Raw genomic sequence first — 20,553 nt, forward strand, 5'->3', positions numbered from 1 at the left:
ATCCGAGGCCGACCGAGGGGGAGTAGCACCATGACCGCACCGTTTTACAATCCAGAGGCGCCGTCCGACTGGTTCGTCGACCCCGCCGAGCGCGGAGTACCCGGCGCCCCGATGGCAGGCGGCGTCGAAGACGACGGCGCGCTCTCGTGGCAGACAGAGGCGCTGTGCGCCCAGACCGATCCGGAGGCGTTCTTCCCAGAGAAGGGCGGATCCACTCGGGACGCGAAGCGCGTCTGCGAAACGTGCGATGTGCGCGCCCAGTGCCTCGAGTATGCGCTGGCCAACGACGAGCGCTTCGGCATCTGGGGCGGCCTCTCCGAGCGGGAACGCCGCCGCCTCAAGCGCGAGCAGCAGGCGTCCTGACGGCCTGCCGCCGGGCATCGAGGCCGCGCCGCCCCCGGGCGTCGGTCGTGCTCGGCCGCACGTTGTCAGCGACATCTCAGGTGTGTCAGTGAGCGGTACTGCGCTCGTGCGGTCATAGGCTTGCGGAGTCATGCCCGCCCCAGTTCACGCCGTTCTCGTCACGCGATCCTCCCCCTCGGCCGCGGCCCGGATCGCGCGCGCCCTCGCGGCGCTCGACGCCCAGACCCGGCCCGTCGACAGCATGTCGATCGTGGTGTGCGGCGACCCATCTCCCGTGCGCGAGGCCGTCGATGCGTCGTCAGCGATGACCGCCGTCACGGTGTCGGAGCGCGCGACCTTCGCCGCGGCGATCGAGGCCGCGATCGACCGCGTTCCCGAGGGATCCCACGCCTGGCTGATCGACGACGGCTCGATTCCCGAGCCGAATGCGCTCGCCAGCCTCACCGCCGCGCTCGAGCGTCAGCCGTCGGTCGCCGTCGCGGCGCCCAAGCTCGTGCAGGCCGCGGATCGCCGCCGCATCGAGTCGTTCGGCACGACCATGACGCGGTGGGGGCGCACGGTCGATCTCGCCCGCAGCGAGTACGACCAAGGACAGCACGACCACGCCGATGACGTGCTCGGCGCCGACGCCCGCGGCATGCTGCTCAGCCACGACGTCGTGGCAGACCTCGTGCCGGACCGCGCCCTCTCCGGCATCGACGAGGGCCTCGACATCGGCGTGCGCGCGCGTCTCGCAGGGCGACGCCTCGCACTCGCCCCCCGTGCCCGCGTCGCGGTGTGGCCCGCGCACCGTCCGACGCTCGCGCACGCATACGCGTCGCGGGTCGCACGGCTTCACCGCCGGCTCGCCTACGCGCACCCCGCGCTCGTCTTCTTCCAGTGGCTCCTGCTCCTGCCGCTCGCGCTCTGGGCCACCATCGTGGCCCTGTTCGCGAAGCTGCCCGGCCGCGTCGCGCCCGAGTGGATGGCCGCCGTCACCGTTCTCGTGCGGATCCCGTCTATCGCCCGTTCGCGCTCGCGCCTGCGGCGGTTCCGCACCGGATCCTGGGCGCAGGTCGATCCGCTGCGCTTAACGCGCGCCGAGCTGCGCGCGCACCAGCACGCCTCCGACGACACGCGCACGCCCGTTCGCGCGCCGCTGCGCTTCTTCTCGGGCGGCGGGGCGTGGGTCGTCCTCGCCTCGCTCGTCGCGAGCATCGGCGCGTTCATCGCCCTCCTCACCTGGCCCGCGATGTCGGGAGGCGCGCTCCTGCCGCTGCGCGGCACGGTCGCCGGGCTGTGGTCGGACGCGTTCTACGGCCTCCGCCCCGAGGGCATCGACCAGGTCGCGCCGGCCGATCCGTTCTCGGTCATCGTGGCGATCCTCGGATCCGCCTGGCCGGCGGCCCCGTCGTACGCCCTCGTGCTCCTGTGGCTCCTCGCGGCGCCGCTCGCCGTGCTCGGGGGATGGTTCGCCGCGACGCGCGTCGCCGACGGCGCGGCCGCCCGCATCACGCTCGCCCTGCTCTGGGGAGCGGCGCCGCCGCTGTGGTCCGCCCTCGCGGAGGGTCGCCCCGCCGCGGTGATCCTGCATCTGCTGCTGCCGTGGCTCGCGTACTGCGCCAGCGCGGCGCACCGCGCCTGGACCACGGCCGGGGCCGCCTCGCTCCTGCTCGCCGCCGTGCTCGCGTGCGCGCCCTCGCTGGGGCCCGCGGCCATCGTGCTGTGGCTCGCCGCGCTCGTCGCCGCCATCTGCGTCTGGCGCCGCGGCATCGCGCGCATCGTGTGGATCATCGTGCCGACCGTCGCGATGTTCTTCCCCGTCGCCGCGGCGCACGTCGAGCGCGGCACCGGGTGGGCGCTGCTGGCCGATCCCGGCGCCCCCGTGCCGTTCGCGCACGGGGACGCGTGGTCGATCGCGGCCGGATTCGTCGACCTGTCGGCGTGGCCGCGGCTGCTCGCCGACCTCGGCATCACGGCCGACGGCGCCTCGTGGGTGCCGCTGCTCGTCGTGCCGGTCGCCGTCATCGCGCTCGTCGCCCCCGCGACCGGGCGCTCCTGGGCCGCGGTCGGCGCGCTCGCCGCGGCCGCCCTGGGCAGCATCACCGCGGTCGCCGCGGTCGGTGCCGGCCTCGTGTTCGCCGAGGGCGAGCCCGTGCCCGTGTGGCCCGGCAGCGCCCTGAGCCTCGGCTGGCTCGGTCTCGCGCTGGCCGCGGCGATCACGATCGACGCCGTCCGCCGCACGGCCGTGCGCCGCCTCGCGGGGATCATCGCGGTCGTCGCCGTGATCGTCGCGATCGCGCCGCAGGTGACGTCGCTGCATCGCGGGGCGACGCCGCTCGCGTCCGGCGAATTCACGACGCTTCCGGCGTACGTCGCGGCCGAGGCGACGGGAGACCGCGAGATCGGCACCCTCGTCGTCGAGCCGCTCACGAACGGATCCGCCGAGGCGCACGTGGTCTGGGGATCGAGCGAGACGCTCGGCGGCTCGTCCGTGCTCGCGAACTCCGCCGTTACGGTGTCGAGCGACGACGAGTGGCTCGCCGAGGTCGCCGCGAGCGTGATCTCGGGCAGCGCGGAGGCGATCACGCAGCCCCTCGCCGACGCCGGGGTGTCGTTCGTACTGCTGCGCCAGAGCGTCGGATCGCAGAACACCGACCAGCGCGTGATGGCGCTGACCGCGCAGGCGTCCATGGATCAGCGCGCCGGCTTCGTGCGCGTCGGCGAGACCGAGCGCGGCGTGCTCTGGCGCGTCGACGGCGAGCTCACCGAGCGCGGCGGGCTCACGGGATCCGACACGACCACCGCGTGGACCGTCGGCGCCATCCAGGTCGCGATCCTGATCGCCGCGCTGCTGCTGGCGATCTCGACCCGCCGCACGCGCGACGAGGCGAAACTCGTGCCGCGCACGATCGGCGACGAGCGGAAGGAGACACCATGACGCGCCGCACGATCAGGATCGTCGCCGGCTCGGCCGCGGGCGTCGTCCTCGCCGCGGCCGCCGTCGCGGCGAGCTTCGCCCCCTGGCCCACGGTGTCGGCGACGGGGCCCGGAACGCCGGCCGCGCCGCAGATCGAGGTGACGCCCGCGGCGGGGCAGACGGTGCTCGCGTGCGACGGACCGCTTCTCGCGCTCGGCCGCGACGCCGCGGACGCCTCGAAGCTCGCCTCCGCCGCCGACACGGCGGTGACATCGGGCGCCGCGGCCGGCGACGGCCCGGTCCAGGAAGCGGACATCGGGCTGCCCGACGTCGGAACCGCCACGAGCGTCACGCAGGATCCGGTCGACGGCGCCCCCGTATCGGTCGCCGCCGCGACCTCGGCGTCGCTCGAGGAGGCGGACCTGCGCGGCTTCGCGGCCTCGTCCTGCCGCCCCGGAAGCCCCGAGTCGTGGATCGCCGGTTCGGCCGTGGAGACCGGCACGACCGACGTGCTCGTGATCGCGAATCCGAGCGACGTCACGGCGACCGTGCAGCTGTCGGTGTACGGCGTCGACGGGCGCACGACGCCGGCCGGCGGGGAGATCGCCGTGCCGGCCCACGAGCAGCGCGCCGTGCCCGTCGCGAGCATCGCGGGCGGGGAGGAGACTCCCGTCATCCGCGTGATCGCCGAGGGCGCGCCCGTCCGGACGAGCCTGCAATCGTCGACGATGCGCACGCTCGATCCGTACGGCGTCGACCTGCAGCCGGGCGTGCTCCCGGCCCGGGAGGCCGTCGTTCCCCACGTGCACGTCACCCAGCGGGCGGCGCAGGCAGGGGAGGATCCCACCCAGGTGCGGGTGCTCGGCACCTCCGGCGAGTCCGGATCAGTCGACATTGACGTCGTCGAGGAGGACTCCGGCGAGTCCGTGTTCTCCACGACCGCCGAGCTCACGGCCGATGTTCCCGTGAGCGTCGGGTTCGATGGGCTCGAGGCCGGCAACTACGCCGTGCGCCTGTCCGGCGACGTCCCGTTCGTCTCGGCGGTGCGCCAAGCGGCGAGCGACGACTACGCGTGGTTCGCGCCGGGCGAGCCGCTCGAGGGATCCGCCCTCGTCGCGGCGCCCGCGAGCCCCATCGGCAGCGTGGCGCTGAGCTTCGCGGCGCTCGGGGACGAGGGCGCGTTGGTCGAGATCACCGCGACCGGCGGCGGCGACACACAGACCCTCGAGCTCGCAGCGGGGCGCGCCGACACGATCAGCGTGCCCGCCGAGGCGACCTACACCGTGAACGTCGTGAGCGGTTCGGTGTCGGGCCTCGCGAGCGTCGGCGTCGACGGATCCATCGGGGGGTTCCCGATCGATCCCGATCCCGCGCTGCCCGAGCCGGTGACGATCGTCCCGTAGGGAGCGTTCCTCAGTGGAACGGGTCGGCGCCGAGATCCCACGGGTCGCGGCCGAGGTAGTCGGCGGCCGCGCGGAAGACGGCGCCCTCGGTCAGCAGGCGCTTGTGGAAGTCGTCGGCGCGGTGCATCGGCAGCCCGTGCGCGCGGTCGAGCCGCTCGATCACGACGCGGTGGATGACGATCAGCTGGCGGTCGCGATAGATCGTCCAGCGGGGGAGGGCGTCCTCGGCGGCGGTGATCGGCATGGATCCGATCTCGAAGCGCACGTCGCGCAGCTCGGGCCACGTCTGCTTGAGGGCGTCGGCGGTCGCCGTGACCATGACCGTGAAGCGGTCGTAGCGCGATCCGACGGCGGGCAGCGGCGGCCGCGTCAGCTGGCTGCGATTGACGCGCCCGTGTCGGCCGTGTCGGGCGAGCCGAGGAACCGGCGGATCCTCCGCTTCGCGGCGCGCGCGACCTGACCACTTCATGGATTCAGCATATGCTCGCACGCGTGGAGGATCGAATCTGTTCGAAGGTGAGCTGCCAGCGCGAGGCGGTTGCGACGCTGACGTTCGACTACGAGGGCCGCATGGCCGCGCTCGGGCCGCTCGGCGCCGACAACGACCCGCACGCCCACGACCTGTGCGCCGAGCACACCGAACGCATGTCGGTGCCCACCGGCTGGGCGGTCCTGAAGCACGAGTCCCTGCGCGACTGACCCGCGCGCGTCATGCGCCCGTGAACGGATCCTGACCGCCGAGGAGCGCGGCGCGCTCGCGCTCGGTCCGCAGCACCGTGCGCTCGCGCTCGCGGCGCACGGCGGCGACGCCGGCCAGCAGCACCTCCGGCGGGGCCGACGGAACGGGGGAGACGAACGGCGTCACATCGCGCGCAAGGTCGGCGGCGATCCGCGCGCGGGCGCCCGCGTGCATCTTCGCGGCGGAGGAGGCGAAGCGCGTCACCTGCGCGTCGAGGCGGGCGGGCAGGCGCGCGACATCGGCGACCTCGGCCCACCCCGCGAGCTCCGGCGGGAGGAAGGCGGCCGGTGCGGGCAGCGCGGGACGGCGCGCGCGCTCGCTGTACGTGCCGGCGACCAGGTCGCCGAGGCGCTCGGCGCGCGGCGTGAAGATGCCGACGAGCAGCGCGATCCCGCCGAACGACATGTACACCTCGAGAACGCCGACGAGGCCGCGGATGAAGGCGTGGCGGAACCCGGTCGCGCCGCCGTCGGCTCGCACGATCCGGCCGCCCGCGGCGAGCTTGCCGAGGCTGCGGCCGTGCGTGAGGGTCTCGACCGTGATCGGCAGGACCGCGAAGCACACGACGAGGAACACGATCGCGAAGATCTGGAGCGTGCCCTCGGTCAGGATGCCGGCGTCGAAGAGCGACCCCACGCCCCAGATCATGATCGCGAGGTAGACGAGCCAGGCGAGCACCGCGTCGATGAGCCCGCCGAGCACGCGCAGCCCGAGGCCGATCGGCTGGAGGTCGAGGGCGACCGCCTCGCCCGTGAGCACCTCGCCGTCGAGCGCCAGCGCGCGAGGTCCGCGCGGCCCCGTGAGCGTGGTCTCCGACATGCCACCAGTTAATCAGACCGCCCGCGCGCGGCAGGCGACATTAGGCTGGAGCCGATGAATCTCGACGCGATGATCGACGAGCGCCGCCCCGAGTGGGATCGGCTCGACGCGCTCGCGCGCCGGAAGAGGCTCACGGGGCCCGAGACCGACGAGTTCGTGCACCTGTACCGGTCGGCGTCGGCCGACCTCGCCGACATCAAGACGTCCGTCGGGCGCACCGCGGCCGGCGACTACGTCTCGAACATCCTCGCGACCGCGCGCCTCAAGCTCACCGGGGCGCCCGACAACGTCGCGCGCCAGATCCCGCGCTTCTTCGCGCGGCAGCTCCCCGCGGCGCTGTACCGGATCCGCTGGCTGACGCTCGTGATCGCCGCCGTGTTCATCGGGATCGTCGCGCTCGTGGGCTGGTGGGCGCAGCAGGATCCGGCGTACATGGCGGCGCTCGGCGACGAGGCCGATCTGAAGCAGTACGCGGAGGAGGACTTCGTCGCGTACTACAGCGAGCACGCGGAGGGCGTGTTCGCGGGCATGGTCTGGTCGAACAACGCCTGGATCGCGGCACAGGCGATCATGTTCGGCATCACCGGCATCTGGCCGGTCTACATCATCATGCAGAACGCGACGGGCCTCGGCGTCTCGGCGGCCGTCATGAACTGGTTCGGCCACGGCGACGACTTCCTGCTGTTCATCCTGCCGCACGGCCTGCTGGAGATGACGTGCATCTTCGTCGCCGGTGCGGCGGGCATGCGGATCTTCTGGGCCTGGATCGCGCCCGGCGCGCGCACCCGAGCGGCGGCGCTCGCGGCGGAGGGGCGCGCCCTCGCGACGGTCGTCGTCGGCCTCGTCTTCGCGCTCGCGCTGTCCGGAATCGTGGAGGGCTTCGTCACCCGCCAGCCCTGGCCCCATGCCGTGAAGATCGGAATCGGCGCGGTCGCGCTCGGGATCTTCCTGTTCTACATGCTGTTCTTCGGCCGCCGGGCGACGGCGCTGGGGGAGACCGGCGACCTGTCCGAGTACGAGGCCGGCACGCCCCGGCTCGTCGCGGGCTGAGCCCGCCGACGCCTCAACCTTCCGGAAGATGCTCTATTCGGCGCGATTCAGAGCAGTTTGCGGCAGGTTCAGCGCTGTTCGCAGTCGGCGCACACGCCGCGGAAGGTGATCGCGGCCTCGAGCACCCGCATACCGTGGGTGTGGCTCGGTGTGAGGCAGGGGGCGGCTCCGACGACGCAGTCGACGTCTTCGACGCGGCCGCACACGACGCACTGCACGTGGTGGTGGTTGTCGCCGCGCGCCATCTCGTAGAGCGCGCTCGTCGCGCCCGGGAGCGACACGCGCTGCGCGATCCCGGCGCTCGTCAGGTCGTTGACGATGCCGTGCACGGTCTGCAGCGCCACCCCGGGGATCCGCGTCTGCACGCGTTCGTGCAGCTCGTCGACGGCCGCGTGCGCGGTCTCGGCGAGCGCCTCGAGCACGGCGGTGCGCTGCGTCGTCACCCGAAGGCCCGCGCCGCGGAGCCGAGCGGGCGCATCGATGGCAGTGAGCATGAACCGATTCTAACTTGTTCTGAACGATTCATGACTGTGAGTCGCTGTCTGTGCGCCAGCTGGGAGAAAATGAAACGTTTTGACGATCGTGGATCGGAGGCGTACCGTATGGGGAAAGCGCTTACCCTGCGTTTGTCGATGATGATGCCGAGGAGAACGATGACGTCTGCCGATGTGAGGGCCCCCAAGAAGGCGAAGAAGGGGCAGGGCGGCCGCGCCGCCGTGAGCGGGTGGCTGGGAAGCACCCTCGAATATTACGACTTCTCGATCTATGCCTCCGCCGCGGCACTGGTCTTCCCGACGGTCTTCTTCCCGTCGGAGAACCCCGCCGTTGCGATCATCGCCTCGCTCGCGACCTACGGCGTGGGATATGTCGCGCGCCCCCTCGGCGCGTTCGTGCTCGGCCACTTCGGCGACAGGTACGGCCGCAAGAAGCTCCTCGTGTTCGCGATGCTCCTCATGGGAGTGTCGACCTTCCTCGTCGGCTGCCTGCCGAGCTACGCGCAGATCGGCGTCCTCTCGCCCGCGATGCTCGTGGTGCTGCGCCTGATCCAGGGCTTCGCCGTGTCGGGCGAGCTGGGCGGTGCGACGACGATGATCGCCGAGCATGCGTCGAAGGAGAAGCGCGGATTCCTCATGAGCTTCGCGCTGCAGGGAACCCAGTTCGGCAGCATCCTCGCGCAGGCGAGCTTCATTCCGCTGTCGACGTTCCTGTCCCACGAAGACCTGCTCGCGTGGGGCTGGCGCATCCCGTTCTTCCTCAGCGCGGTCGTCGTGATCGTCGCGCTCATCATCCGCTCGAAGCTCGATGAGACGCCGATCTTCGTCGACAAGGCCGACAAGAAGAACCGCACGATGCCGATCGTGCAGCTGTTCCGCACGAGCGGCGGCGCGGTGTTCCGGGCCGTCTGCATGGGCCTCGCGAACGTCATCGGCACGACCGTCGTCGTCTTCGGCACCACCTACGCCACGCAGGAGGCGTACGGCGTGAAGATGGACGCCGCGGTCTACCTGTGGATCCCCGTCGTGGCGAACATCGTCGCGATCATCCTGATCCCGGTGTTCGGCCTGGCGTCCGACAAGATCGGCCGCCGCCCGTTCCTGATCGTCGGCCCGCTGCTCGGCGGCATCGTCGCGGTGCCGTACCTGTTCGTGGTGCAGGCGCACAACGTGGCGCTGACCTTCGTGCTCGCGATCCTCGTGTTCGGCATCATGTACCAGATGTTCAACGCCACGTACGCGAGCTTCTTCCAGGAGATGTTCCCGACCGAGACGCGCGTCACGGGCTTCGCGCTGTCGCAGAACATCGCGCTGTTCCTCACGGGCCTCATGCCCTCGGTGTTCGCGATCATCGCACCGCCGTCGAGCGACCACGTGCCGCTCATCATCGGCGTCGTGACGCTCGTGCTCTGCGTCATCTCGTCGGCCGCGGCCCTGTTCTCGAAGGAAACCGCCCGCCAAGACATCTCCTGAACCTCCCCCCTGCACAACCCTTCATTTCTGGCACGATTCTTCGTCTAATTGCATACGGAAATGTGCCAGAAATGAAGGGTTTGGGTTAGAGCTTGCCGGCCTTCTTCAGCTGCAGGTAGCGGTCGGCGATGCGGGGCGGGAGCTGTTCCGGGGTGTCTGAGACCGCCTCGGCGCCCGCTCGGCGCATCGCGTGCGCGACGATCTCCGCGTCGCGCACCGTCGCCTCCGCCGAGGCGGCCCGGTAGAGGTCGGTGACGGATCCGTCCGAGCGCGCCGTCTCCGCGAGCGCCGCGTCCGTGACGGTTCCGACGAGGACCGTTGTCGAAGCGTCCGGCAGACCCTGCAGTCGCGTCACGAAGTCGCGCGAGCTCGACAGCGACTCCTGCGCCGTCAGGATCACTACGAGGCTCGGCCGCCGAGCGAGGCGACGCGCCTCGCCGAACGCGTGATCCCAGTCGGTGTCGATCAGCTGCGCCTCGACCGGAGCAAGCGCGTCGGTCATCGCCGGCAACAGGCGCGCTCCGTCCACGCCCGTCACCCGGGCCCGCACCACGCGGTCGTAGGCGAGGACATGCACGTGGTCTCCCGCGCGGCTCGCGAGGGCCGTGAGAAGCATGGCCGCCTCGAACGTCGCATCGAGCCGCGTCTCGTCGCCGACGCGCGCGGCCGCCGTGCGCCCCGTGTCGATGATGATCGTGACGTGCCGGTCGCGCTCGGGCCGCCACGTGCGCAGCATCGTCGAGGTGCTGCGCGCCGTCGCCCGCCAGTCGATCGAGCGCACGTCGTCGCCGCGGACGTACTCGCGCATCGAATCGAATTCGGTTCCCTGGCCCCGCACCTGCAGCGAGGTGGATCCGTCGAGCTCGCGCAGTCTCTGGACGCGGCTCGCAAGGTGGCGCCGCGCGCGGAACGGCGGCAGAATCCGCACCGCCCCCGGCGCGGGGATCGACCGCTGGCGCCCAGCGAAGCCGAGCGGGCCGAGCACGCGGATCGTGACGAACTCGCTGCGCAGCTCGCCCCGCCGGCGCGGCAGCAGCGGGATCGTGAGCGTGCGGGACTCCCGCGGCGGCACGGACGCGCGAAGGCGCGCCGCGGACGCCCCCGCCGTCGGCTGCCACGCGTCGCGCACCCGGGCGCGCACCGTGCGCTCGCCCGTGTTGACCAGCTGCAGGCGCGTGATCACCTCGTCGCCGAGCTTCGCCCGCGCGGGCACATCGCGCGAGAGGCGGAGGGATCCGGGGGAGGGCGCGGCGACCACGTCGACGGCGGCGACCAGGGCGATGAACAGCACCCATCCTCCGAGCACCGTCCACGCGCCGAACCCCGCCGCGCTGAGCAGCACGAGGGGCACGACGCCGATGGCGACGAGGAGGGGGAAGCGGCCGGTGACGTACACGGTCTATCGCGGAACGGGCGTCTGCCGCAGCACCGAGGCGAGGACGGCGTCGACCGACACGCCCTCGATCTCGGCGTCGGGGCGCAGCTGGATGCGGTGGCGCCACACGGGCGTCAGCATCGCCTGCACGTGGTCGGGTGTGATCGCGGGGTATCCGCCGAGCCACGCCCACGCCTTCGACGCCGACAGCAGCGCCGTGGCGGCGCGGGGGCTCGCTCCCACCTCGACCGACGCCGCCTCGCGCGTCGCGCGGGCGAGGTCGACGATGTAGGCGAGCATCTCGTCGGTCGCGGCGACGCGATCCACCGAATCCTGTGCCTCGCGGATCTCCTCGGGCGTCACGGCCCGGTCGATGCGCTCGAGGTCGCGCGGCGTGAATCCGTCGGCGTGGCGGCGGAGCACGTCGACCTCCGCATCCCGCTCCGGCACGCGGATGATCAGCTTCAGCAGGAATCGGTCGAGCTGCGCCTCGGGCAGCGTGTAGGTGCCCTCGTGCTCGATCGGGTTCTGGGTCGCGGCGACGAGGAACGGCTCGGGCAGCGCGCGCGTGACGCCGTCGCTGGAGACCTGACGCTCCTCCATCGCCTCGAGCAGCGCCGACTGCGTCTTCGGGGGAGTGCGGTTGATCTCGTCGGCGAGCAGCACGTTCGTGAATACCGGGCCCTCGCGGAACTCGAACTCGCCGGCCTTTGCGTCGTAGATCAGCGATCCGGACACGTCGCCCGGCATGAGGTCGGGCGTGAACTGCACGCGCTTCGTGTCGAGGCCGAGCGCCTTGCTGAAGCTGCGCACGAGCAGCGTCTTCGCGACGCCGGGCACGCCTTCGATCAGCGCGTGTCCGCGGGAGAGCAGGGCGATCAGCAGGCCGCTGACGGCGCCGTCCTGACCGATCACCGCCTTGCCGACCTCGGTGCGCACGCGGCCGACGGCCTCGCGCAACCGCGCGGCGTCGGGATCGGCGGGCGTCTGATGCGGCGCACGGGGCGCGGGAGCCGCGGGCTGCGGCGCGGCGGATGCGGGTGTGGGGTCAGTCATCGTGAGCGTTTCTCCCAGGGATCGATGGACTCGAGGGCGGATTCGACCTCGCGGAGCCGTGCGCCGAGCTCGGCGAACTCCGCATCGTCGGCCGGCGTGGTCGTCAAGGTATCGAAGACGGATCGCGGATCGCGGCCGAGCGCTCCCGCGACGGCGCGCGCGAGGGTCTCCGGCGACGCATCGCGCGGCAGCGACAGCTTCTTCGTCATGCGCGCCTCGGCGCCGCGGCGCAGGGCGGCGAGCGCGTGGGCGGGCTCACCGCTCGAGCGGTACAGGCGCGCCCGACCCTCGAGGGTCTCGCCGGCGCGCACCGTGACGGGCAGGGTCTCGGCGACGAGCGGGCCGAACCGGCGACCGCGCCAGAGTCCCGCGGCGATGGCGGCGAGGACCCCGAGCACGATCGCGGGCGTCACCCAGCCCGGCAGGAGGTCGGCGATCGAAGACGCCGCCCCCGCCGTGCCGGCGTCCTCGGGCGAGGGCGAGTACCAGACGACGTCGCCCGTGGATCCGAGCACGCCGAGCGCGAGGGCGGCGTTGCCCGCCTGCGCGAGATTCTCGTTCGCGAGCACGGCGTTGCCGTCGAACACCGTCACGGCGGATCCGCTCGCCGCTTCCGCGCGCACGAGCGCGTAGCCGTCGCCGACCGGGTAGCAGCCGGCGGCGTCCGGCGGAGCCGTATATGCCGTTCCGGCGATGATCTCCCCGGCGTTGTCCGCCGCGGGGAAGGAGCACATCGGGGCGATGGGGTCCATCGACCCCGCGTCGGCGTATTCGATCCCGGGAATGACGGCATCGAGCGAGGCGATGTCGCCGTCGAGGATCACCGTTTCGCGTGCGTCGTCCGCCAGCTCGCGCAGGGTCTCGATGTCGAGGTTCCGCGTGTCGGTGATCACGAGCGTCGAGCGCGAGGAGAGCGCCGCACGCGCCGCGTCCGCGTCATCCGCGGTGGTGACCGTCGTGCCGCGCTCCTCGAGGATCGTCGTGATGGCGCGCGCGCCGTCGTAGCGCGGGCTGTCGGCCGCCAGGGGATCCGGCGCGCTCCATTCGGGTTGGAAGGAGTACACGACGGATCCCGTGATGACGATGACGGCGAGGATCGCGACCCAGCTCCAGATGCGGCGCGCACGCGACGTGCGCTGGGCCCGCTCCGAGGTGTCTGTCGTGGCGATGAGGCTCATGCGAACGCCGCCTCGGCGATCTTCGCGGGACGCGAGGTGCGCACCGCCTCGTCGAGCGCGGCGATCGCCTCCGACGAGCCCTGCGTTCCCGGCCGGCGCAGGTAGCGCACGTCATCGAAGACCCCGCCCGCGGCGGCCAGGTCGGCCGCCTGGGCCGGGAAGAAGTCGCGCGCCGCCGTCACGAACGCATGCGCCGTCATGCCGGGCGGGGCGTGGATGATGCCGCGCTCGTCGAGGGCGCGCGCCACCGCGCGGAAGCGCAGCACGATCGCGCCGTCCCAATCGCCCGCATCGGCGGCCGCGCGCGCGGCGCGGCGCAACTCATCGGCGGTGCGCTCGTCGGCGTCGAAGACGCCGGCGGACGCGGGGCGGCGCGTGCGGTGGTCGCCGCGCGGTGCGCCCCAGATCACGAACGCCACGACGATGATCGCGACGATGAGGGCCACGATGACTGCCGTCCAGACGGGGCTCCACGCCGCGCCCCCGAGCTGGGGGTTGAACAGGTCGATGAAGAACTGGCCGATCGCCTGCGCGACGCGGTCGAAGAGCGTCGGCTCGGCCTCGCGATACGCGGCCTTCTCGAGTTCCCGCTCCGCCCAGTCCCGTGCTTCGTCGGGGTCGGGAAGCACAGCGACCAGACGGATCATACGGGCGGTGCCGGCGGCTGGTCGGGAGGCGTCACGTCGGGACGCGGCTGCGGGGGCGCGGGGCGCGGCGGCACCGGAGCGTCGTCGTATCCGGGCTGCGTGCGACCTGGCTGCGTGTACTCAGGCTGTGCGTAGCCGGGCTGCTGGCCGTACTCGGGCTGTGCGTAATCCGGCTGCGCGTATCCCGGCTGCGCGTATCCAGGCTGTGCATATCCGGGCTGCTGTCCGTATTCCGGCTGCGCGTAACCGGGCTGCGCATAACCCGGCTGCGCGTACCCCGCCGACCGCGCGTCCGCGTATGGTGAGGGGCTCGCATCCGCGATGAAAGTGTACGGATCGTCGCCGCCGCCCGATTCGACGTAGCGGCGCATGCGCAGGTCGATTCCCTCGACGCGCATGCGGGCATCGATGTAGCAGAGCGTGCTGCCGGCGCCCATGACGATCGTCATGATCGACGCGATCGCGAACATCAGAACGAACACGAGCACCGTCGCGACGATGCTCACGACCGCGAGCGCGGTGAAGTCGTTCGACGCCGCCCCGAACGGCGCGAGAACGCCCATCACCAGCGGCATGAACATCGACAGCACGCTGGAGATGATGCTCGAGGCGACGTTCGTGATGAGGAAGAGCAGCGCGAACACGCCGAACGTCGACCAGAAGCGGCCGCGCGTGAGCACCCACGACCGAGAGATCGCGCGGATCGGGCCGATGCCCTCGAGCACGATCGACGGCGCCGCGAGGTACAGCTTCGTGGCGAGCCAGGCGTACAGCACCACCCCGCCGAGGAACGCCGCGATGCCGACGATGACGGCGAACACGAGCGCGACGCTCGAACCGACCACCGCGAGCACGATGGCGGGAGCCGCGAGGATCACGAACGCGACCATCGAGGCGATGCCGACGAGCACCGAGTACCCGACGAGCCGCCAGAACGCGGGGCGCACCCGGCGCCACAGCACGGCGAGCCCTGACTTCTCGGACAGGGAGGCGTGCGCGACCTCGGCCACGACGATCCCCTGTGCGATGACCGTCACCGCCATCAGCAGCGCCGCCAGAACCAGCGAGCTGAGGATGACGATCGCCGTGCCGCCCGCCATGAGCTCGTTGAACTCGGGTGAGAACTCGGGAACCGTCGCGGCGCGCGAGAACGCGGCGAAGGTGATGAGCCCGAGCGCGGTCATGTAGAGGAGCATCGACAGCGTCTGCACGCCGACCACGAACAGCAGCAGAACCCGCGGGTTGCCCTTGAGCACCGCGAACGACTTGCCGAGGATCGTTCCGAATCCGAGCGGGTACAGCGGTATGAGTCCCTGCCGGGGGGCCGGAGTCCAGCCCTGAGAAACGCGATCTGTCACGATGTAGTGTCCTCCCGCCCCCATCGTTCCACACACAGCGCGCCGAAGCGCGAACCGCGACGCGGCCGGATAGGCTCAATACCATGACTGGTCACATTCTCGTGGTCGATGACGACACTGCTCTTGCGGAGATGATCGGCATCGTCCTGAAGAGCGAAGGCTTCGGCGCGGCGTTCTGCTACGACGGCGCGAAGGCGTTCGACGTCTGGCGCGCGGAGAAGCCCGACCTCGTCCTGCTCGACCTCATGCTCCCGGGCAAGGACGGCATCGAGATCTGTCGCGAGATCCGCGCCGAGTCCGGCGTGCCGGTCATCATGCTGACCGCGCGCTCCGACACGACCGACGTCGTGTCGGGCCTCGAGGCGGGCGCCGACGACTACATCGTCAAGCCGTTCAACCCCAAAGAGCTCGTGGCGCGGATCCGCACGCGGCTCCGCCCCCCGACCCCCGACACGCAGGCGAGCTTCGGCATCGGAGACGTGTCGATCGACGTCGCCGCGCACGAGGTGCGCCGCGGCGACGAGCTCATCTCGCTGACGCCGCTCGAGTTCGAGCTTCTCGTCGCGCTCGCGTCGAAGCCGCAGCAGGTGTTCACCCGCGAGCAGCTGCTCGAGCAGGTGTGGGGCTACCACTACAAGGCGGACACGCGCCTCGTCAATGTTCACGTGCAGCGCCTGCGCTCCAAGGTCGAGATCGACCCCGATAACCCCCGGGTCGTCATGACGGTGCGCGGCGTCGGCTATCGCGCCGGCGCCGTCGCCTGACGGGCGCCATGGTCGGCGCGCGCTCGGATCGGCACGGCGCCAGATCGATCCGCTTCGTCCAGCGCCCGGTGACGGCCTGGCGCGTTTCGCTGCTGTTCCGCACGGTCGTGATCGCGACCGCGGCGACGACGGTGGCGGTCATCATCGCGACCGTCTGGGCCGCGCTCGCGATCCAGTCCGATCTCTACGGCGCCCGCACGGCGCAGGTCGAAGAGGACACCAAGCGCGCGATCGACTTCACCCAGCAGAACCTGTACGACGCCGCGCCCGCGACCGACCGCGCCGCGATCCAGTCGCTGCGGCAGTCGATGCTCGAGGACCTGTCGGCGTCGTCGTCGACGCACCTGATCGTCGGAGGCCCGATTCCCGGGCTCACGAGCGACGATGCCCCCTCGGCGTTCAAATCCCGCAGCGACGTGTTCGACGCGTCGCTCGTGCCGGACGGGCTGCGCGAGCAGGTGCGCACCGTGCCCGAGACGCAGTGGCTGCAGCCGATCGGACTGACGGGCGTGGACGGCAGGGTCGTGCCCGGGATCATCGTCGGGCAGCAGATCCAACTGCCGCCGGTCGGCTCGTACGAGGTGTTCTTCGCGTATCCGCTGACCGACGTCGTCGAGACGCTCGTCTTCGTGCAGGGGGCGCTGGCGCTCACGGGCATCGCTCTCGTCGTGATCATGGGCGCGGTCGTCTGGCTCGTGATGCGCTCGGTCGTCGCCCCCGTCGTCGACGTCGCTCGCGCGAGCGCGCGCTTCGCCGACGGCGACCTGTCCGCCCGCCTCGTCGAGAGCGGGCAGGACGAGCTCGCCGTGCTGTCGAGATCCTTCAATCAGATGGCCGACAGCATCGAGAACCAGATCCGCGAGCTCGCCGACCTCTCGCTCGTGCAGCAGCGGTTCGTCTCGGACGTCTCGCACGAGCTGCGCACGCCGCTGACGACGATCCAGCTCGCCGCCGAGGTGCTCTACGGAGATCGAGATGACTTCGATCCGATCGCGGCGCGATCCGCCGAACTGCTGCACGACCAGGTCGGACGATTCGAGCAGCTGTTGACCGACCTCCTCGAGATCAGCCGCTACGACGCCGGATCCGTCGAGCTCGAGCGCGAGGAGACGAGCCTCAGCGGCGTCGCCGAGCAAGTCGCCGAGTCGATGCGCCAGGTCGCCTGGCAGAACGACACCGAAGTGCGCTTCCGCGGGGCCGACGGCGACGACGTCATCCCGATGGATCCGCGCCGCATCCGCCGCATCCTGCGCAATCTCGTCGGAAACGCGATCGAGCACAGCGAGAACCGGCCGGTCTTCATCACGGTCGCGCAGAACGACACGGCCGTCTCGGTCGGCGTGCGCGACCAGGGCCTCGGCATGCGGCCCGAGCACGTCGAGCGCGTCTTCGACCGCTTCTGGCGGGCGGATCCGTCGCGGCAGCGCACCCTCGGCGGCACGGGGCTCGGCCTCGCGATCGCCCTCGGCGACGCGCGGCTCCACGACGGTGCGATCGACGTGTGGTCGGAGATCGGCGTCGGCACGCACTTCGTGGTGACGCTTCCGCGCGTGCCCGGTCCGGAGCAGGAGGTCGTGCCTCCCATCGCCGCGCAGCCCGTCGACGAGCTGACGACCGGCGACCTGCGGGCCGGCAACGGCACCGACACCGAGACTCTCGTGGTCATGCACAAGCCGGAGGAGGAACGATGAGGCGCACGCTGCGGACGATCGCACTCGGTGCGGTGCTGACCCTCGCCCTCGCCGGGTGCGCGGGGCTGCCGATCGAGGGATCCTTCCAAGCGGGCCTCAAGGCGGACGATCCCACCTCGACGATCCGGTGGCAGTTCAGCCCCGACGGACCGGAGGACGGCGCGAAACCGATCGAAATCGTGCTGGGCTTCCTCGATGCGGGGGAGAGCCCCGCGAACGACTGGGAGGTCGCGCGCGAGTTCCTCACTCCGTCGGCCCGCACGACGTGGGATCCGGACGCGCGCGTGACCGTCGACCGCGTGAACGACCGCGAGATCGGCGACTTCTTGGCGGACGATGTCGGCGAGAGCGGGCAGGTCAGCGTGCGGGTCGCGCCGACGGCGAGCGTCGATGAGACGGGGCGCTACGAGCTCACGGGATCCGCCGTGCGCTCGCTCGAGTTCGAGCTCGCCCTCGTCGACGGCGAGTGGCGGATCTCGTCCGCTCCCGACGGCGTCGTCGTGCAGAGCGGCACGTTCTCCAGCATCTACACGCCGCAGAAGCTGATGTTCTCAGGCCCCGGCGACCGACTCGTGCCGGACCTTCGGTGGTTCCCCGATTCGGGCGGGCTCGTCGACCGCGTCGTGCACGAGCTCGTCGAGGGCGGCCCCGCCGACTGGCTCGACCTGGCGGTGTCGTCGGCGTTCTCCGGCGTCACGCGCAACCGGGTCACGGTCGACGACAACGGATCCGCGACGGTCGACCTCTCCGCAGAGGTCGAGGAGGCGGATCCCGTCCGGCGCGCGCGCATGCAGACGCAGCTCGAGCAGACCCTGTCGACGTTCGGCGTCGATCAGGTGCGGATGATGGTCGACGGCCACCGGGTCACGGCCCCCGACGACGCGATCGTATCGGTCGAGCCCGACGCGCGCGCCCTCGTGATGACCGAGAACGACTTCGGCTACCTCACGAACGGCGAGATCACGCCCATCACGGGCCTGACAGACGCCATCACCGCACGGTTCACGCCGGAGAGCAGCGAGGACGACCCCGCCCGGTCGATCTCGGTCGCGCCCGACCTCAGCCACGCCGTGGTGCAGACCGAGGGCGGCGAGATCTGGCGCATCGATGCCGAGACCGCCGAGTTCCAGGCGCTCAGCTACGAGACCGACTGGGAGCACCCCGCTCTCGATCCGTTCGGCAACGCGTGGGCGGTGCGCTCCGACAAGCCGAAGCGGATCGTCGTGTGGGACGCGGACGGCGAGGCGCACGAGATCGAAGGCGTCGACGGGCTCACGCAGATCTCGGCGATCGAGGTGGCGCGCGACGGCGCGCGCGTGGCGATCGCTGGGCGCGTCGACAACCAGTCGGTCCTCATCGTCGCGGGGATCCGTCGCGACGAGACGACCAGCGTTCCGGTCGCGCTCACAGGCGCGCGCATCGTGTCGTACCTGCCGGAGGCGGCCACTTCGGCGGCGTGGGTTTCCGACACGGTGGTGGCCGCGATGATGGCGGGCGAGGAGCGCACCCTCATCCGTGAGCAGCAGGTGGGCGGAACGGCCGAGAACCCGACGGCGTCGTTCGTCGCCACGGCGATCACCTACGGCAACCCGGAATCTCGCGAGCGGCTGCTGGCAAAGGACGGCTCGCTCTACGTCCGCAACGCGACGACGTGGCAGCAGGCCGGCTCGGGCGTCGTCGTGCTGGCGACGCAGCTCGGCGCGCCGCCGGTCGCGGGCGGTCAGTGACCCCGCTCACAGCCCTCGCGCGACCGGCGAACTGTCCACAGCTGTAGCGACCGGGCGCGGCGCCGCGCGACGATGGCGGCATGAGGGATCGGATCGCGCGTGCCGCGGCGGCGGCGCTCGCGCTCGTCCTCCCGGCCTCGTGCGCGTCGTGCGCAGCGCCCGGCGTCGCGCTGTGCGCGGCCTGTCGCGCAGCGCTCGAGCCGCGCGTGGAGACGGTCGATCTCGATGGGCTCCGGGTCCACGCCGCCCTGCGGTTCGAGGGGTCCGCGGCGCGCATCGTCCGCGCGTACAAGGAAGAAGGCAGAACCGACGTCCGCCGGCCTCTGTCGGCGGCGCTCGGATCCGCGCTCGCAGTGGCCGCGGCGGGCGAGCGCGGCCTGCTGGCCGTCCCCGTTCCGGGAGGGGCGGCCCGCGCGCGCCGCCGTGGGTATCGCGTCGTCGAGGAGCTGCTGCGCGGCGCGGGCGTGCGGCCCGATCGCATGCTCGTCTGGTCGAGGCGAGCGGCGGACCAGCGCGAGCTCACCCGGGAGCAGCGACGCGAGAACCTGCGCGGCGCGCTGATGGCGCGGGGCGCGGATCCCGGGGCGCGCGTCGTCATCGTCGACGACATCGCCACGACCGGCGCGACGCTCGCCGAGGCGTGCCGGGCGCTGACGGCCGCGGGGGCGGAGGTCGTCGGCGCCGCGGTGGTCGCCAGGACCCCATTGCGGTCCGATGTGAACGGCCGATGACACGCCCGAGAACGCGGCATGACCAAATGGGTGACACGAGCGCGAAGTGGGCATACGGTGGGAGGCCAGAAGCGACGTGGTTCGCTCACTCCGGGCGGACCGGAATGGGAGGCACAAGATGGACACAAGCATCGTCGGTGTGGGCGTCAGCATCACCGAGCGGTTCCGCACCGTTGTGGATGAGAAGCTTGCGCGCGTTGAGAACCTCGCCCCCCGCGCCGAGTCTCTGGACGTCAAGGTGACCCAGTCGGCGCACCACCACGGACGCGTTGAGGAGGCAAAAGTCGAGCTCACCGTGACCGGAAAGGGAAAGCTCGCGCGCGCCGAGTCTCGCGCAGAGGACAAGTTCCAGGCGCTCGAGATTGCGCTCGACAAGCTGACGAACCAGCTGCGCCGCGCCAAGGACAAGAGGGTCACGGAGCGCCAGCGCCCGCACGGCGCGCGGCACGCGAAGGGCTCCGGCTCGTCGCTGCAGGGCATCGACATCACCCCCGTCGACGCCGAGACGCTCGAGGCCGTCGCGACGGGCACGGTGCCGGTCGCGCACGACGAGGGCGAAGAAGCCTACTCGCCGGTCGTGATCCGCACGAAGACGTTCGAGCCCGAGTGGATGACGGTCTCCGATGCGGTCGATCGCATGGAGCTCGTCGGGCACGACTTCTTCCTGTTCATCGACGCGCAGACTGACCGACCGAGCGTCGTCTACCGCCGCCGCGGCTGGGACTACGGCGTGATCGAGCTCGAGACCGAGGCGCCGCCGGAGCGACAGCTCGCCGGCTGAGCCTG

Annotated in this window: 19 protein-coding genes; 11 read left to right on the forward strand and 8 right to left on the reverse strand. The window is 71.5% G+C overall.

The genetic code is table 11. From position 1 onward, the window contains the following. Positions 1-30: 30 nt before the first annotated feature. The 3 genes from G510_RS0106345 (at position 31) to G510_RS17480 (ending at position 4,665) form a co-directional block, all read left to right on the forward strand. Positions 31-363 carry a WhiB family transcriptional regulator gene (locus tag G510_RS0106345; protein WP_084644239.1) on the forward strand — a complete coding sequence of 111 codons (333 nt, stop codon included), beginning with the start codon at positions 31-33 and terminating at the stop codon, positions 361-363. Positions 364-493: 130 nt separating this feature from the next. Next, positions 494-3,283 (forward strand): glycosyltransferase, encoded by a 2,790-nt coding sequence (locus G510_RS0106350; protein WP_029152957.1) that lies wholly within the window; start codon positions 494-496, stop codon positions 3,281-3,283. Continuing rightward, complete coding sequence (locus tag G510_RS17480; protein WP_051216484.1) at positions 3,280-4,665, forward strand: DUF5719 family protein; 1,386 nt, start codon at positions 3,280-3,282, stop codon at positions 4,663-4,665. Before G510_RS0106350 ends, G510_RS17480 begins: the two co-directional genes overlap by 4 nt. A gap of 10 nt (positions 4,666-4,675) precedes the next feature. Here G510_RS17480 and G510_RS15640 read toward each other — a convergent pair whose 3' ends face one another. Continuing rightward, positions 4,676-5,134 carry a hypothetical protein gene (locus G510_RS15640; protein WP_029152958.1) on the reverse strand — a complete coding sequence of 153 codons (459 nt, stop codon included), beginning with the start codon at positions 5,132-5,134 and terminating at the stop codon, positions 4,676-4,678. Positions 5,135-5,157: 23 nt separating this feature from the next. On the opposite strand from G510_RS15640, the gene G510_RS0106365 reads away from it, so the two are divergent. Further along, on the forward strand, positions 5,158-5,364 hold the full coding sequence (locus tag G510_RS0106365; RefSeq protein ID WP_029152959.1) for a DUF3499 family protein: 207 nt from the start codon (positions 5,158-5,160) through the stop codon (positions 5,362-5,364). Positions 5,365-5,374: 10 nt separating this feature from the next. Here G510_RS0106365 and G510_RS0106370 read toward each other — a convergent pair whose 3' ends face one another. Continuing rightward, positions 5,375-6,223, reverse strand: a complete 849-nt coding sequence (locus G510_RS0106370) for an RDD family protein (RefSeq protein WP_051216485.1) — start codon at positions 6,221-6,223, stop codon at positions 5,375-5,377. A 54-nt stretch (positions 6,224-6,277) separates the two neighbouring features. Between G510_RS0106370 and G510_RS0106375 the strand changes: the two genes are divergently transcribed. Next, positions 6,278-7,273 (forward strand): stage II sporulation protein M, encoded by a 996-nt coding sequence (locus G510_RS0106375; RefSeq protein WP_029152961.1) that lies wholly within the window; start codon positions 6,278-6,280, stop codon positions 7,271-7,273. 68 nt (positions 7,274-7,341) lie between these two features. On the opposite strand, the gene G510_RS0106380 is transcribed toward G510_RS0106375, so the two are convergent. Further along, positions 7,342-7,767 (reverse strand): Fur family transcriptional regulator, encoded by a 426-nt coding sequence (locus G510_RS0106380; protein ID WP_029152962.1) that lies wholly within the window; start codon positions 7,765-7,767, stop codon positions 7,342-7,344. A 159-nt stretch (positions 7,768-7,926) separates the two neighbouring features. Between G510_RS0106380 and G510_RS15645 the strand changes: the two genes are divergently transcribed. Further along, positions 7,927-9,240, forward strand: coding sequence for an MFS transporter (locus G510_RS15645; protein ID WP_245563244.1), 1,314 nt, complete (start codon positions 7,927-7,929; stop codon positions 9,238-9,240). Between the two features lie 85 nt (positions 9,241-9,325). Here the strand turns inward: G510_RS15645 and G510_RS0106390 are convergent, their stop codons facing one another. The 5 genes from G510_RS0106390 to G510_RS15660 are packed head-to-tail and all read right to left on the reverse strand — an operon-like array spanning position 9,326 to position 14,854. Beyond that, positions 9,326-10,636 (reverse strand): DUF58 domain-containing protein, encoded by a 1,311-nt coding sequence (locus G510_RS0106390; protein ID WP_029152963.1) that lies wholly within the window; start codon positions 10,634-10,636, stop codon positions 9,326-9,328. A gap of 3 nt (positions 10,637-10,639) precedes the next feature. Next, on the reverse strand, positions 10,640-11,671 hold the full coding sequence (locus G510_RS0106395; protein ID WP_029152964.1) for an AAA family ATPase: 1,032 nt from the start codon (positions 11,669-11,671) through the stop codon (positions 10,640-10,642). After that, positions 11,668-12,849 (reverse strand): DUF4350 domain-containing protein, encoded by a 1,182-nt coding sequence (locus G510_RS15650; protein WP_051216487.1) that lies wholly within the window; start codon positions 12,847-12,849, stop codon positions 11,668-11,670. Before G510_RS15650 ends, G510_RS0106395 begins: the two co-directional genes overlap by 4 nt. After that, a complete protein-coding gene (locus G510_RS15655; protein WP_157560449.1) occupies positions 12,846-13,478 on the reverse strand; it encodes a DUF4129 domain-containing protein in 633 nt (210 codons plus the stop codon). Before G510_RS15655 ends, G510_RS15650 begins: the two co-directional genes overlap by 4 nt. Before the next feature lie 14 nt (positions 13,479-13,492). After that, a complete protein-coding gene (locus G510_RS15660) occupies positions 13,493-14,854 on the reverse strand; it encodes a DUF7847 domain-containing protein (RefSeq protein WP_157560451.1) in 1,362 nt (453 codons plus the stop codon). An 83-nt stretch (positions 14,855-14,937) separates the two neighbouring features. On the opposite strand from G510_RS15660, the gene mtrA reads away from it, so the two are divergent. The 5 genes from mtrA to hpf all read left to right on the forward strand — a co-directional run bounded on the left by mtrA (position 14,938) and on the right by hpf (position 20,548). Continuing rightward, the gene (gene mtrA, locus G510_RS0106415; protein ID WP_029152965.1) at positions 14,938-15,618 is read left to right on the forward strand and encodes an MtrAB system response regulator MtrA; all 681 of its coding nucleotides are present in this window, start codon (positions 14,938-14,940) and stop codon (positions 15,616-15,618) included. 8 nt (positions 15,619-15,626) lie between these two features. Further along, complete coding sequence (gene mtrB / locus G510_RS15665; RefSeq protein WP_051216491.1) at positions 15,627-17,309, forward strand: MtrAB system histidine kinase MtrB; 1,683 nt, start codon at positions 15,627-15,629, stop codon at positions 17,307-17,309. Then, the gene (locus G510_RS15670; protein WP_036322204.1) at positions 17,306-19,036 is read left to right on the forward strand and encodes an LpqB family beta-propeller domain-containing protein; all 1,731 of its coding nucleotides are present in this window, start codon (positions 17,306-17,308) and stop codon (positions 19,034-19,036) included. The genes mtrB and G510_RS15670 overlap by 4 nt, the downstream gene beginning before the upstream one ends. An 80-nt stretch (positions 19,037-19,116) precedes the next feature. Further along, positions 19,117-19,767 carry a ComF family protein gene (locus G510_RS0106430; protein ID WP_029152966.1) on the forward strand — a complete coding sequence of 217 codons (651 nt, stop codon included), beginning with the start codon at positions 19,117-19,119 and terminating at the stop codon, positions 19,765-19,767. Between the two features lie 118 nt (positions 19,768-19,885). Next, positions 19,886-20,548 (forward strand): ribosome hibernation-promoting factor, HPF/YfiA family, encoded by a 663-nt coding sequence (gene hpf / locus G510_RS0106435; protein ID WP_029152967.1) that lies wholly within the window; start codon positions 19,886-19,888, stop codon positions 20,546-20,548. The last annotated feature ends 5 nt before the right edge of the window (positions 20,549-20,553 follow it).

The sequence above is a fragment of the Microbacterium gubbeenense DSM 15944 genome (assembly GCF_000422745.1).
Classification (GTDB): domain Bacteria; phylum Actinomycetota; class Actinomycetes; order Actinomycetales; family Microbacteriaceae; genus Microbacterium; species Microbacterium gubbeenense.

Coding starts and splice junctions, on each gene's coding strand:
- G510_RS0106345 (WP_084644239.1), top strand. CDS start 31: ATGACCGCACCGTTTTACAATCCAGAGGCGCCGTCCGACTGGTTCGTC.
- G510_RS0106350 (WP_029152957.1), top strand. CDS start 494: ATGCCCGCCCCAGTTCACGCCGTTCTCGTCACGCGATCCTCCCCCTCG.
- G510_RS17480 (WP_051216484.1), top strand. CDS start 3,280: ATGACGCGCCGCACGATCAGGATCGTCGCCGGCTCGGCCGCGGGCGTC.
- G510_RS15640 (WP_029152958.1), bottom strand. CDS start 5,134: ATGAAGTGGTCAGGTCGCGCGCGCCGCGAAGCGGAGGATCCGCCGGTT.
- G510_RS0106370 (WP_051216485.1), bottom strand. CDS start 6,223: ATGTCGGAGACCACGCTCACGGGGCCGCGCGGACCTCGCGCGCTGGCG.
- G510_RS0106375 (WP_029152961.1), top strand. CDS start 6,278: ATGAATCTCGACGCGATGATCGACGAGCGCCGCCCCGAGTGGGATCGG.
- G510_RS0106380 (WP_029152962.1), bottom strand. CDS start 7,767: ATGCTCACTGCCATCGATGCGCCCGCTCGGCTCCGCGGCGCGGGCCTT.
- G510_RS15645 (WP_245563244.1), top strand. CDS start 7,927: ATGACGTCTGCCGATGTGAGGGCCCCCAAGAAGGCGAAGAAGGGGCAG.
- G510_RS0106395 (WP_029152964.1), bottom strand. CDS start 11,671: ATGACTGACCCCACACCCGCATCCGCCGCGCCGCAGCCCGCGGCTCCC.
- G510_RS15650 (WP_051216487.1), bottom strand. CDS start 12,849: ATGAGCCTCATCGCCACGACAGACACCTCGGAGCGGGCCCAGCGCACG.
- mtrA (WP_029152965.1), top strand. CDS start 14,938: ATGACTGGTCACATTCTCGTGGTCGATGACGACACTGCTCTTGCGGAG.
- mtrB (WP_051216491.1), top strand. CDS start 15,627: ATGGTCGGCGCGCGCTCGGATCGGCACGGCGCCAGATCGATCCGCTTC.
- G510_RS15670 (WP_036322204.1), top strand. CDS start 17,306: ATGAGGCGCACGCTGCGGACGATCGCACTCGGTGCGGTGCTGACCCTC.
- G510_RS0106430 (WP_029152966.1), top strand. CDS start 19,117: ATGAGGGATCGGATCGCGCGTGCCGCGGCGGCGGCGCTCGCGCTCGTC.
- hpf (WP_029152967.1), top strand. CDS start 19,886: ATGGACACAAGCATCGTCGGTGTGGGCGTCAGCATCACCGAGCGGTTC.